At 68.0% G+C, this 12,948-nt stretch carries 8 protein-coding genes; 4 read left to right on the top strand and 4 right to left on the bottom strand.

Annotation, left to right across the window (positions count from 1 at the left end; translation table 11 throughout):
• The first annotated feature begins 203 nt into the window (after positions 1 to 203).
• From B0675_RS10605 to B0675_RS10595, 3 genes are all read left to right on the top strand, one after another.
• A complete protein-coding gene (locus B0675_RS10605; RefSeq protein ID WP_081218565.1) occupies positions 204 to 1,013 on the top strand; it encodes a BTAD domain-containing putative transcriptional regulator in 810 nt (269 codons plus the stop codon).
• A gap of 234 nt (positions 1,014 to 1,247) precedes the next feature.
• Positions 1,248 to 2,246 carry an MBL fold metallo-hydrolase gene (locus B0675_RS10600; protein ID WP_081218564.1) on the top strand — a complete coding sequence of 333 codons (999 nt, stop codon included), beginning with the start codon at positions 1,248 to 1,250 and terminating at the stop codon, positions 2,244 to 2,246.
• A 120-nt stretch (positions 2,247 to 2,366) separates the two neighbouring features.
• Positions 2,367 to 3,929: an APC family permease gene (locus B0675_RS10595; RefSeq protein ID WP_081218563.1), complete on the top strand. Its 1,563-nt coding sequence runs from the start codon at positions 2,367 to 2,369 to the stop codon at positions 3,927 to 3,929.
• A 40-nt stretch (positions 3,930 to 3,969) separates the two neighbouring features.
• On the opposite strand, the gene B0675_RS10590 is transcribed toward B0675_RS10595, so the two are convergent.
• The gene (locus tag B0675_RS10590) at positions 3,970 to 4,719 is read right to left on the bottom strand and encodes a TetR/AcrR family transcriptional regulator (protein ID WP_081218562.1); all 750 of its coding nucleotides are present in this window, start codon (positions 4,717 to 4,719) and stop codon (positions 3,970 to 3,972) included.
• 94 nt (positions 4,720 to 4,813) lie between these two features.
• Here B0675_RS10590 and B0675_RS10585 point away from each other — a divergent pair, with 94 nt between their 5' ends.
• On the top strand, positions 4,814 to 6,277 hold the full coding sequence (locus B0675_RS10585; protein WP_241539749.1) for a DHA2 family efflux MFS transporter permease subunit: 1,464 nt from the start codon (positions 4,814 to 4,816) through the stop codon (positions 6,275 to 6,277).
• A 352-nt stretch (positions 6,278 to 6,629) separates the two neighbouring features.
• On the opposite strand, the gene B0675_RS10580 is transcribed toward B0675_RS10585, so the two are convergent.
• From B0675_RS10580 to B0675_RS10570, 3 genes are read right to left on the bottom strand one after another with little or no spacing between them, the layout of a single operon-like run.
• The gene (locus tag B0675_RS10580) at positions 6,630 to 7,457 is read right to left on the bottom strand and encodes a phospholipase D-like domain-containing protein (protein ID WP_081218560.1); all 828 of its coding nucleotides are present in this window, start codon (positions 7,455 to 7,457) and stop codon (positions 6,630 to 6,632) included.
• Entirely contained in the window at positions 7,433 to 9,304 is a 1,872-nt protein-coding gene (locus B0675_RS10575; RefSeq protein WP_143661060.1) for a hypothetical protein, read from the bottom strand. Before B0675_RS10575 ends, B0675_RS10580 begins: the two co-directional genes overlap by 25 nt.
• Positions 9,305 to 9,364: 60 nt before the next feature.
• Positions 9,365 to 12,859 (bottom strand): helicase-related protein, encoded by a 3,495-nt coding sequence (locus tag B0675_RS10570; RefSeq protein ID WP_081218558.1) that lies wholly within the window; start codon positions 12,857 to 12,859, stop codon positions 9,365 to 9,367.
• Positions 12,860 to 12,948 lie beyond the last annotated feature (89 nt).

Genomic DNA, 12,948 nt, shown 5'->3' with positions numbered 1-12,948 from the left:
CGGCGGGAACCGGCACCCCGGGACCGGCGGCGGTCGGACGTCACGGAGCACTTGAGCCGACGGTACGGGGGACGCACCAGCACGCTCCACGAAACGCCGACGGGACCACCCCTCCAGGTCCCCGCGGCGGTTCCCCTCCGTTCCGTCACCACCTCAGCCCCTGTTGGGCGACGGCTTGATTCACACAAACAAGGGGAACCGTCATGAACAGCAGGTCCAGCCTGACGATCCAGCTCCTCGGCCCCGTGACCCTGGTGAGAAACGGGATACCGATACCCATCCGGGGTCAGCGGCAGCGACGGTTCCTCGCTTCCTTGGCGCTGAAGCCCGGACAGGTCACCACCAAGGAAGCGATCATCGAGGACTCCTGGGACGGCGAACCGCCGCTGACCGTCTCCGGACAGCTCCAGACCTCCGCCTGGATGATCCGCACCGCGCTGGCCGACGCCGGCCTCACCCGGGACGCGCTCGCCTCGCACACCCTGGGCTACGAATTACGCGTACCGGCCGACCGCATCGACGTGTTCGTCTTCCGCGACGCCGTACGGCACGTCCGTGAACTCCACGCCCGCGGCCAGTACAAGAGCGCCTCCGAGTCCCTCGACGGCGCGCTCGGCATGTGGCGCGGCGCCGCCCTCACGGACGTCACGTCGAGCCGGCTGCGCATGAAGGGCGACGCCCTGGACCGCGAGCGCACCGCCGCCGCCGAACTGCGCGCCCTGATCGACGTCGGGCTCGGCCACTACGGCGAGGCGATCTCCCAGCTGTCGGAACTGGTCGACCACGACCCGCTGCGCGAGGACCTCTACGCGGGGCTGATGAAGGCGTACTACGGCGAGGGCCGGCAGGCCGACGCCATCCGCGTCTTCCACCGCGCCAAGGAGATCCTGCGCGAGCAGATCGGCATCAACCCCGGCTCGCGCCTGCGGGAGTTGATGCAGGCGATCCTCCAGCAGGACGAGCAGCTCCTGCGCGCCACCGGTATCCCGCTCTCCGGGGACCGGGTGAGGTGAACCGGGCACCCGGCGGGCGGCCGGCCCCGGCCGCCCGGCGCGCGTGAGCGAACCCCCGCCGGACCTGGGGGTGTCGTCCGGATCACGGGTCCCCCCGACCCGCCGGCCCCTCCCGACACCCCCGCCGCAATGACCGAAAATCCCCCCATACGCCACCCCTTGTCGTAGCGTTCCTCGGACTCATGACCCTCGTCAGTCGTCGGTCATCAGTCGTCAGAGGAAGCGGGGCAGAACATGGCCGGCCGGCGTGCGGTCCTCAAGGGAGTCCTGGCGGTGTCCGGCACGGCGGCGGGCGCCACCGGCCTGGTCGCGGCGGCGCCGACGGCGAGACGCGGCGCCCCGTACGCGACCTCCGTGCGGATGCGCTGGCTGGGCGTCTCCGGCTGGGAGATCGTCATCGACGGCGACCGCAGCATCCTCTTCGACCCGTACCTGAGCCGGATGCCGTACGCGGACAGGAAGGGCGACCTGGACCCGTCCCTCCCGCTCCGCTGCGACCGTACGGCGGTGGAACAGCTCGCGGCCCACCACCTGCGCGGCGCCCCGGAGCTGATCCTCGTCAGCCACGGACACTTCGACCACGTGGCGGACGTACCGCAGCTGCTGGCCCGTCCCGCCTGGGCGAGGCACCGCATCCGCGCGGTGTGCGACGAGACCGTGAGCCATCTGCTGACGGCGATGGGTACACCACACGCCCGGATGGAGGATGTGATTCCGGTCAAGGGCGGCGAGTACCTCCAGTTCGACGGCTACACGGTCGAGGTGTTCCGCAGCCTGCACAGCCAGCAGGCCGACCACGGCTACTTCGCCCCGGGCACCAGGACCGCCCCGCCCCGCCGTCCCGCCACCCTGGGCGACCTCGTCGAAGGCGACACCCTGGCGTACCAGGTGACCGTGGACGGCGGCCCGAGCATCCTCCTCATGGGGGCGAGCAACTTCGCGGAACGCGAGCTGGCGGGCATCCGCCCCGACATCGCGACGATCGCCATGACCTCCCACTCGGCCCTCCACCGCTACGTGGAGCGCCTGCTGTCCGCGACCGGCAACCCGCCCCTGCTCATCCCGAACCACCACGACGACATGACCACTCCCCTCTCGAGGACCCCCTCGCAGCTGGCCGCGGTCACCCCCGCCACGGCGGCCGAACAACTGACGGCGGCCTCCGCCCCCTCCTCACAGGTCCTGAATCCGCAGCATCTGCGGGCCCTGGACGTCACCGCGGCGCTCGCCTGACCCCACCGGTCCGGGAACCGTCCGCCGCACGGATCGCCCCCGGAGCCCCGCGGGTCCATGCTGAGGAGAGCGGGCGCCCGGTCCAGCACCAGCGGGCGCCACGAGGTTCCGGAGGGCGTCATGAGCTCACCATCCGTCCCGCCGCCCGCGCCGCTCCCCCCGCAGGGACCGGGAGCCACGGACAAGGGCCTGAAGGGCGGCGCCCTGGGCCTGTTCTCCAGCACGGTGATCGGGCTGGCCTCCACCGCCCCCGCCTACAGCCTCGCCGCGACCCTCGGCGTCATCGTGGGCATCGTGGGCTTCCAGTCGCCCATCATCATCGTGCTCGCCTTCGTCCCGATGTTCCTGATCGCCTACGGCTACAAGGAACTGAACCGGGCCGATCCCGACTGCGGCACCACGTTCACCTGGGCGTCCCGCGCGTTCGGCCCCCGCACCGGTTGGCTCGGCGGATGGGGCATCATCGCCGCCGACATCATCGTGATGGCCAACCTGGCGCAGATCGCGGGCGCGTACGGCTTCCAGCTGATCGGCGCGGACGGGCTCGCGCAGAACACGTTCTGGGTCACCTTCGTCGGCGTCGTGTGGATCGCCCTGATGACCCTGATCTGCTACATCGGCATCGAGCTGTCGGCCAACCTGCAGAAGGCGCTGCTCACCATCGAGGTCGTGGTGCTGGTCCTGCTGGCGGTCACCGCCCTGGTCAAGGTGTACGGCGGCACGGCCCCGGCCGTCTCCTCCGAGGTCTCCTGGTCGTGGTTCAACCCCTTCGAGATCAACTCGTTCGACGACCTGACCAAGTCCATCCTCGCCGGGGTCTTCATCTACTGGGGCTGGGACACCGCCGTGTCCGTGAACGAGGAGACCGCCGACCGCGACCGCACCCCGGGCCGCGCCGCCGTCATCTCCACCGTGGTCCTGCTGCTCGTCTACCTGATGGTCACGACGTCCGCGCAGTCGTTCGCCGGCGTCGGCGACAAGGGCATCGGCCTCGGCAACCCCGACAACTCCGGGGACGTCCTGTCCAGCCTCGGCTCCGAGGTGTTCGGCGACGGGGGCTGGGGCCAGGTCGCCACCAAGCTCCTGATCGTCATGGTCCTCACCTCGGCCGCGGCCTCCACCCAGACGACCATCCTGCCCACGGCCCGCACGACCCTCTCCATGGCAGCGTTCAAGGCCATCCCGCAGCGCTTCGCACGCATCCACCCGCGCTTCCTCACCCCGACCTGGTCCACCGTCGGCATGGGCATCGCCTCGATCGCCTTCTACGTGATGCTGACGCAGGTCAGCGAGAACGTCCTCGCCGACTCCATCGGCTCCGTGGGCCTGATGATCGCCTTCTACTACGGCCTCACCGGCTTCGCCTGTGTCTGGTACTACCGCAGGGTCCTCACCCGCAGCCCACGCGATCTCTGGACCCGGGGCATCATGCCGGGCCTGGGCGGCGCGATGCTGCTCTACTTCTTCATCAACGCCTGCATCGTCTACTCCGCCGCCGACTACGGCAGCACGTCGTGGACCCTGCCGTTCCCGCCGCACTGGCAGCTCGGCGGCGTCTTCGTGACCGGCATCGGAGCGCTGCTCGTCGGCGCCGTCCTGATGCTCCTGTACGGCGCGTTCCGCCCGGCCTTCTTCCGCAAGGAGACGATCCCGGTCTCGGCCCACGACAAGGAGGGCCACTGAGCCACCGGCCGCCGCCCCGACCGTCGGACGCCCCGCCGCCTCAGCCGTCGCGCCGCGCCCCCGGGAGCCCGTCGATCATCAGGCGGAGGGTGAAGTCGAAGCGGTCGTGGACCGTTCCGGCGGTGAGTTCGGCGGCGTGGCGCTTCGTGTGCGGGAAGGTGTCGTCGGGCAGGGCGGCGAACCGGCGCAGCAGTTCCTCGCGGCTCACGACCCACTCGTCCTCACCGCGGCCGAGCCGGCTGTTCACCAGGGCGACCTCGAGGCTGTAGGCGTTGACGTACAGCGACAGCGAGTCGAGGGCCCAGGCGGCGATCTGCGGGTCGACGCCTCCGGCGAGCAGGAGCGCGAGCATGCCCTCGCCGACGCGCAGCGTCTCCAGGTTCGACGGGGCGGCGGCGATGGCCGCGCGGGAGATGCCCGGGTACCGCAGGTACTGGTCACGCAGCTGGGTGCACACGTCGACGAGCTGCTCCCGCCAGAGCGCGGGATCCGGCTCCGGCAGCTCGATCCCGGCGCAGAGCCGGCCGATGAGCAGCTCGTCCAGGTCCTCCTTGTTGACCACGTGGGCGTAGAGCGACGACGGCCCGGTCTCCAGCGCGGTGGCCACCCGCCGCATCGTGAGGGCCTCGTACCCCTCCGCCTCGACGATGGCGAAGGCGGTGCCGATGATGGCCTCGACCGTGATCGGCTTCTTGCGCCCGCCGGACGGTCCGCGCCGGGCCGTGGAAGCGCTCGTGCCGGTGCCGAGCTGGTGCCGGGCCGCACGGCGTTGCTCCGGAGTCGGTGACATGCGGGCAGTCTAACCAATGGACGAACAGTGTTCCACGTCACGAGGAACACCGTTCGCCTTGCCACGAACACCATTCCTATGTAGAACAGTGTTCGTGTCCTCTGACCAGCGCTCACCCGAAGCGCCCGCCACTCCTCCCGCCCCTCCCGCCGACGGTCCGCCCTCACGGACCGCATGGCTCGTCCTGATCGTCGTGGTCATGGCCGACGTCATGGATCTCATCGACTCCAGCATCGCGACCCTCGCCGGCCCGTCCATCCACGCCGACCTCGGCGGCGGACAGGTCACCGTCCAGTGGGTGCTCAGCGCCTACACCGCCGCCTTCGCGCTCGGCCTCGTCACCTCGGGCCGGCTCGGGGACGTGCTCGGCCGCCGCCGCCTGTTCCTGCTCGGCATGACCGGCTTCACCCTGACGTCACTGGCCTGCGGCCTCGCTCCCGACCCGCTCTTCCTGATCGTCGCCCGCACCCTGCAGGGACTGTGCGGATCGGTGATGATCCCGCAGGGCCTGGCCCTCGTGAAGGTCGTGTTCCCGCCCCGGCACCTGCGCAAGGCGCTGACCCCCGTCGGCCCACTGATGGGCCTGACCATGGTCGGCGGGCCCATCCTGGCCGGCTGGCTGCTCCACCTCGACCTGTTCGGCAGCCAATGGCGCTCCATCTTCCTCATCAACGTGCCGCTCGGCGTCCTGGCCGGCGCCCTCGCCTGGCGGGTCCTCCCCCAGCGGGGCGGCGAAGACGCGACCGCCCGCCTCGACCTCACCGGCGTCGGCCTGCTCACCGCCGCCTCGGCCCTGCTGATCGTCCCGCTCATCCAAGGACGCGAACTCGGCTGGCCCGCCTGGACCTACGCCATGACGGCCACCTCGGTCGCCCTGCTCGCCGCGTTCGTCGTCTCCCAGCGGCGAAGCCGCCACCCGGTCATCACCCCGTCACTGTTCCGCAAGCGCAGCTTCGTCGTCGGCCTGCTGATCGTCGCCGGGTTCTACGCCTCACTCAGCGCGTTCGTCCTCGTCATCAACCTGCTGCTGCAACAGGGCCTGCACTGGACGCCGCTGCACACCGGCCTCGCCCTGATCCCCTGGGCCCTCGGCACGGCCGTCGCCGTCCTCCTCGCGGGCGCCGTGCTCGCCGAGAAGCTGGGACGAGCGACCCTGCACCTCGGACTGGCCGTCGCGGTCGTCGGCCTGCTGTCCCTGTGGTGGTCCGTCGCCCACTTCGCCGCCGGCATCACCGTGTGGAACCTGGCCCCCGCGCTGCTCCTCACCGGCTTCGGCTCGGGCCTGGTCTTCGTGCCGCTGGTCGATTTCATCATCGGCGACGCCACCGCCGAGGAGGTCGGCACGGGCGCGGGTCTGCTCAACGCGGTCCAGCAGTTCGCGGGCGCGATGGGCGTCGCCGCCCTCGGCACCCTCTTCTTCGCCCGCGTGGGCCACCCGTCCCTGAGCTCCTACCTCTCCGCGGCGGAACTGATCTTCGCCACGGCGGCAGCCCTGAACTTCCTCACCCTGCTCCTGGTCGGCCTGCTCCCCCGCCACGCCCAACAGGCCCACGGCTGAGCCCCACCCATCAGGGCATGAAAAAACCCCAGGTCACGGCGAGTGAGTCCTGGGGTAATTCCGAGCCGCCTTCGGGATTCGAACCCGAGACCTACGCATTACGAGGCCACGAGTGATCGTGCCGCCTGGTGACGGCTGATGCCGCGTGATGCTGTTGTGCCTGATCAGACCACGTGCGCCATGCTGAGCGGCGGTACCTCGTACTGCACCGTCCAAAGGCGTCCGGCCACCCCTTGGCCACCCCGGTCCCCCTGCACTGCGCTCCGACGACTACAAACAACAGTTGTTGGACCTACACAGGTTGCCCAAAGACCAGTGGTCGTCTTTGGTGCGGGGCCGGCGTGGCCCTCCGTCACCCTACCGACCTTCGCGTGAGCTCATCAGCCACAGCGCGAAGCCAGCGAGAGAGCGATCTCACCTGCTTTCCCCGCAGGAGCACGCCTGCTTCCGCGTGGGCTTCGGTTCCCCCTGGGGTGAGGTTGGCAGAGCCGACGTACGCAAGTTGATCATCGGCAAGCACAACCTTGAAGTGGACTCCTAGTCCGCTCTCGTCCCAGGAGCACACCTTCAACCTGCCGCTGGCTTCGCCAGCCGCTTCCCGCAGCACCGCCACGGCTTCCACATTGGCGTCTGAACGGTCTGGCGCCGCCCAGCCCAACGCCCTGGATATCAGGGTGGCCGTCCCACCAGCTGCCAAGAGGGTGGCGAGGGCTGGCGCCAGCGCGTTGGCCAAGGACGGATGTAGGTAGGGCGCGGCGATCACCAAATGCGTTCGGGCGCTTTCCGCGACCAGCCGGATCGTGCGGCCGGTGTCGAGTGGGAGCCCCGGCCCCCCGTTGTCTCGCGACATCGTGGCGAGGGAGTCCTTCAAGAAGGCCGGGACGGTCAGTACTAGTTCCCATCCGTCCTCGACAGACATCGCCACCATGGCATGCGCTCGGGCGAGAAACAACGGCGCCGCCTTCGTGAGCTGTCCACCTTCGTCGAGGACGCTGGCATGGATGAGGGCGTACGACACGAGACGCCGATCGGTCACGACATTCGCGATGAGGGCCGTCACCTCGGGACCCGTCCCACCGGCGGCCGTGATATCGATCGCGGCCGCCGCAATGCCTACGGGGTCCGGCGCCTGCAGGAGAAGGGAGACCAGAGGTCTCAGCGGCTCCAGTACCCGCGCCATCGCCGTTCGCCTTTCGTCCGGGGCTGGGAGGAGGCTCCGGCGGGGTCGGAGACGAGCGGAGGGAGTGTGCCGAACAGCAGATTTCGATCCAGCACGGTATTGAACCGCGCGCAGGCGACCTCGGAGATGTGGAGGCACGCCGCACACGCCCCACCAAAGTCGCGTCGGCACGGGGGATCGAAGACGCAGCGAGTCTCCGCGTCTAGCTCACACAACGCGTCCTCAAGGTCGAACCTGTACACGTGTTCGAGACCGCCGAGAGTGAAGTTACTGCGGGTGTTGGCATAGACGAGATAGGCGCAGTTTGACGGGAAGAGGTACTCCCCCAGCGAATCGACGTTGAGCCCGCACCGGGTGGCGAGGGCCTTCATCGTGCGGTGCGCCATGGAGTGGACGAGACCGAGGGCAGCCTTCGTAACGGGGTTTTCGGGAGCGTTGAAGGCGTCCAGCACCGGATCGCTGAATTGGAAGATCCATTCCTGAGCCTCCTCCTGGGTACGCAGGCGGGGGTCCTCGATGACGCCGGAGTCGACGAGCCACCTCACTACGGCGAGTTTGTCCAACTCGAACAGCAGGCCCTCGGTTTCAGTACGCACCCCATACATCGGGAACTTGCTGTCACGGCCAGCCGGAAAGAAGCGGAACTGCTGCCTGGTCTGTGTACCGCGGCGAGTGGTGGCCACCGCGTTGCTGCTGATCCTCGTGTGTCCCGCCACGATGTAGGCGATCGGAAGCTCCCGCAGCAGCGTCACGTCGGCGAACCCGTAGTGGGAGATCAGCTTGGGATACTGCTGGTAGTAGGCCTCCAGTTGGGTCCCGGCCTCACCGTCCAAGAGGTTTTGGACCATCAAGGGCTTGGCATCCCAAGCTAGGCCGAGCTGTCGGCATTCCTCCCCGAAAGCTTCGATGGTCTCTGGGTCGCGGCCGAGCGCCTCGACACGCGCGCCCCAAGCAGGCGCGTCGTCCTCACGCGTCCTGGCCGTGGCGATGAGTTGGTCGTACAGCTCGTCGCCAGGATTGAGGCCGAGTGTCTGCGCCATCTCTCTCGCCTGCTCTACGGCGCCTCCCGTCGCGCTGGCGCCTCCGGCCTGCCGGAGGCCCTCGGCTCCTCTGGGTAGCGCGCCAAGGCTCTGCGCCACCGCGGCGCCGTACACGCCTTCGTATGCGAGCGCGCCATAGTCGCCCCGAGTGGGCGGGTTGATGACGGTGATCTGCTGCGGGTAGTAGGCCGCTGTCTGAGGGACCCTCATCACTTGGGGACGGCCATCGCGACAGGTTGAGCACCATTTGACGACGGGCTCTTCGGATCGCCGATGGCAGCGGTCGCAACTCCAGTACCAACGGGACGTATTCAGGTCGCGGGTGTTGTTCAGGCGCATCGCGGCGCGACAGCCGGCAGCACATCGAGGCGCCGTGATCTCGCTCAGGTGACCACACTCGTGCACCTCGCACCAGGAAAACTGTTCCATCCGCCCGTGGCTGGAGGTGGGGCAGGTGGGCGCGGTGTCCGTCAGACGGACGTGCCGGAAGGCGCCGCAGGCGCGACACAGGAAGGTGTTGGGAAAGCGAACGGCACGGAGGTCCTCGGCCTTCACGAGACTGAATTGACGACGGTCGATCGCGGTCAGCTCGGCGCTGGCTCGTGGATCATTGTTCGCCGCGCTGGCGAAGGGCAGAAGAAGTCGGCGGAGTTGTGGAGCCACCCAGCCCTCGGGAACGTCGAGAGGGGTTACCTGGCGGGGTGGCTCGCCAAGGACTGAGCCCTTGGAGGACCAGTTGTAGGGCTGGCCCGGCATATAGCGCCAGAGCGCCTGGATGTTACTGCGGTTGAGCTGTTCGAAGACCATGGGGACTCTCTCCGAGTACGGGAGTGGAACGGCGGGGAGCGACGCGGTGTGGGCGTGCGGCTACAACTCGCCGTAGATGGTCAGCGGCTCCTCGATGTCGCGAAGCGATCGGGGCACGGAAGGGTGCAACAGATCTGGGAGGCGCGTGCCGGCTTCCGCTCGCAACGGGAGCATGGCCAGGTGGTCGTCGACCCAGCTGTCGATGGCCTCGCGGTGCATCCGGTGGTAGACACTCGTGTCGTCGATGGCGAACCCATGACGCAGCAGGGACACGAGTAGCGCTCGGTCGAGCGCTCCAACATCCACGGCGTCACGGAACGCGGTGGAGTCCGCCAGAGAGCGTCGCCTACGTCCCCCTGTGATCCAGCCACGGTCGAGGACCTGCAGAAGCCAGGCCATCAATCCACCCGGCAGGACTCGTTTGAGGACGGGCACCGACTCGCGGTTCACGGGCACCTTGTGAACAAGGCGGTCCAGGTAGCGGATCCACTCGGGGTAGTAGCGGAAGACGCTCGCGTCCCGGTCTCGGCCGGGGTTGATCACGTTCACGACCAGTCCGGGAAAGCGCCGGCCTACGCGGGCGGACGCCTGGATGATCTCCGACGCCTGGGTCGGAGTTCCCATGACGGCCATGACGCCAAGACGGGCGACGTCGAACCCATGCCCGATCGCCTTCGTGGCGGCGATTAGCCTGACACGCTCCGAAGCGTCGCCCGGAGGCTTCCGCAACCGGGCGACAGCCGACCGAATCACCTCAGGGCTGGTATCGCCATTGATGATCGCGAGGTTATCCTCGCTGTCCAAGAGCTCACGCACCGCAGGGTCCCGGATGAAGCTGGTCAGGTCCTCGTTGCGCAGGCAGTAGGCGACCAATACCTCGAAGAGATCCTCACCCGCGCGTCGTGCTTCCTCGACCATCGTGGGGTCGTTCGCGTCGAGGCCCGCTTCCGCGACGACGCTCTTGGGGTCGTCGCACAGGTCACGTACCCATTGGTCGTGAACCACCGCGACTTCCCTGGTGGCGGTCACCATGGTGCTTGCCCGAGACCGCACCCCCAGGAAACGGCGCAGCGGGTCGCCCTTCCGTGTGGTCGACCAGAATGTCTCCCCAGCTTCGGGGCCATTGACCGGGAAGCGCCGGGCTTCGCGGTCGTAGAGGTGACGCACCTGGTTCTGGTAGCCCTCGATGGTCGCGGTAGCGGCGACGATCTGGAACGGATCGTTCTTGAGATGCTCGCTGATCCTCTGCAGCAACGACTCGTACATGCCGTCCAGGGCGCCCAGGCTCTCGTCGAGCAGGTGGAGTTCATCGGCGATCTCCAGCCGTACATGTCCGAACCCCTTGGGTACCGCGCGCCGTACCTCCTTGCACCCGAAGACAGAGCACCAGACGGGGTTAGCGGAATAGCCGTGCCTGGGACACAGAGAGTGAGGGCGACCGAGGAGGATTTGGAAGGCCTGGTTCTGGCCGAGTTGCGCGAGCTTGTCGACGGTGCCGACGAGCACGGATGGTGCCCGGCGGTAAATGTCGTCGTCCACTCCCCAAACGGGCAGGACGCCAGCCAGTTCACACGCGGAGTTCTCGCAGATGTGACGCATGGTGTGGCTCGGGTCGTCCCACCTGACCGTGAGGCTCTGATCACACAACGGGCAGTCGTCCAAGACCCTGCACGCCTCAGCGGTCGCGGGATCGGTGGGATCCGGTCCGTTGTAGTAATTGCTGCCGTCGGGCTTGCGCAGCCGGTTCGGCGTGTTGCCGCCGCCGACGAAGTATCCGATTCCGAAGGCTCCCGTGTCGCGGATGCGTGGATCCTCGCGCCGCAGGATCTCCGCGTTCATGACCATCTTCGCGAAGCGCTCGGTCTGCTGGAGGGCCAGGAGGCGCAAGGGGAAGCGGGCCCACACTTGAGTGCCTCGGGTGACTCCGGTGTACCTGCCGTAGAAGAGCGTGACGAGCATCAGGCCGAGATACGCCTCGGACTTGCCTCCACCAGTCTGGAACCAAACGATGTTCACCTCGCGGTGCTTCTTGGGGTCAACCATGCCGGGCAGGCATCCAACGATCCAGGCGATCTGAAACGGGCGCCAGGCATCGTACTGGCCGTCAGCAGCGGCCTTGACGACCTTGTTCGCCGCCACGAACGCTTCCCGCACGTTCGCGTCGGAACGGAGGATGTCCAGCCCAGCACGCACCCAGGCCGCCTCCGCACGCGCGGCCCGCGCGTCCTTTTCCGCCTCCGCACGCGCCTTGTCGTTCCAGCCACGCGCCCCCTGGAGAGCATCAAGCGCAGACGTGCCCCAGTTGTCCTCGACCCAGACGTCCAAAAGCTCTACGAGCGTGGAGACGGTCCTGACCGGGTCCGCGACGAGGGAGTCGAAGGAAGTGTCGATGCGGACCTCTCGGCCGACGGCATCCTTGGACGTCTCCCTCGGATACGCGCGCCAAGTAGGCTCCGTCGCGGCGAACTCGGTTCGAAGCGTGGTGCGTCCGTCATGGTCACGATGCGAGACGGGGGACGCGTGACCGAACGCGGGCACGGTCCGCTCATAGCGGTGCGACTGGGCAACCTGCTCCAGCTCATAGGGTTGGACGCTCGTGTCGAGCGTCGCCGCCAGGACGACCTCGTACAGGCGAGTGTCTAGGTACGCCTCGTCGTAGGGACGAATACCGTCGATGAGCTGATCTCGTGGCGCGGGGGTGGTGTTTACCACCGCGACGAAGACCTCGAAGGCACCATCGACGCGCGTGACCTCGATCTCAACCGCCGCCCGATGTTCGGGCAGGGTCATGTCCTTGGCCGGAAGTAGATTGCGGGCGCTATACGCGGCCCACGTCCGCTCATCAACCAAGTCGTGGCTTTGAGGCAGGGATCCATTCGCAGGCGCGCCCAAGCGCTGTTGGAAGAGCTGGTGGCCGTGACGTGTCGCGGCCGAACGCATGGCTGCGGCGATCTCCTCCTCTCCGACGCGCATTGAAAGGGCCTCGCCCGCAGGGATGCGCACGTGGATCCGCACGGGGCCCATCGCGGCCTTCGCCCACACTTGGGCGAGGGGGTACTTTGAGGCCGCGCCGTTTACCGCCGCCGCGCGGGTCTGCGGCGAGCCGCCTCCGGCGATTCCGCTAGACGTCCGTGTGGGCCCCGCTGTCCCCTTGTTTGCGACAGACCTGTTGGAATCGACCACGTCGAGTGTGGTGCTCGCGGAGGCGCGCTGTTCATCGACGGTTGGATGCAGCGCCAAGAAGGTCGCCGCAGAGACCTCGATGGTGAGGATGTCTGGCAGCGTCCGCACCCGGAAGGAGAACCCTTGGGCGGGCGGGGTGATCTGAAGGCCGCGGAAGCCAGCGTTGGTCTCGTAGACCAACTTCGCCTCGCTCGCGAGCATGCCAAGCCACAGCCGCTTCTGCGGTTGGTCGAGGAGCCGAGTCCCGGTAGGGATGGAAGTACCGGTGGCTTGGCTGACGATACGCCGGGAGAGACAGCCGAGGAGGGCGTCGTATCGCTGCGCTGGGGTATCGGTCGGCACGAACGCACGACCATGAAGGAACGCCGACATGGCGAAGCTCCTAGTTCGAAGGATTTAGGCAAGAAGCCGATTGGCACGTCCGGGAAGCCCCTCGCGTGACCTGCGATGTGGTGTGAAAG

It is taken from the genome of Streptomyces sp. M41(2017) (assembly GCF_002078175.1).
Classification (GTDB): domain Bacteria; phylum Actinomycetota; class Actinomycetes; order Streptomycetales; family Streptomycetaceae; genus Streptomyces.
The sequence above is the reverse complement of the archived record's forward strand: the minus strand, read 5'-3'. Positions and strand labels throughout refer to the sequence as shown.

What these genes read in the sequence shown, in the direction of transcription:
- B0675_RS10605 (WP_081218565.1), top strand. Translation starts at nt 204, where the DNA reads ATGAACAGCAGGTCCAGCCTGACGATCCAGCTCCTCGGCCCCGTGACC.
- B0675_RS10600 (WP_081218564.1), top strand. Translation starts at nt 1,248, where the DNA reads ATGGCCGGCCGGCGTGCGGTCCTCAAGGGAGTCCTGGCGGTGTCCGGC.
- B0675_RS10595 (WP_081218563.1), top strand. Translation starts at nt 2,367, where the DNA reads ATGAGCTCACCATCCGTCCCGCCGCCCGCGCCGCTCCCCCCGCAGGGA.
- B0675_RS10590 (WP_081218562.1), bottom strand. Translation starts at nt 4,719, where the DNA reads ATGTCACCGACTCCGGAGCAACGCCGTGCGGCCCGGCACCAGCTCGGC.
- B0675_RS10580 (WP_081218560.1), bottom strand. Translation starts at nt 7,457, where the DNA reads ATGGCGCGGGTACTGGAGCCGCTGAGACCTCTGGTCTCCCTTCTCCTG.
- B0675_RS10575 (WP_143661060.1), bottom strand. Translation starts at nt 9,304, where the DNA reads ATGGTCTTCGAACAGCTCAACCGCAGTAACATCCAGGCGCTCTGGCGC.
- B0675_RS10570 (WP_081218558.1), bottom strand. Translation starts at nt 12,859, where the DNA reads ATGTCGGCGTTCCTTCATGGTCGTGCGTTCGTGCCGACCGATACCCCA.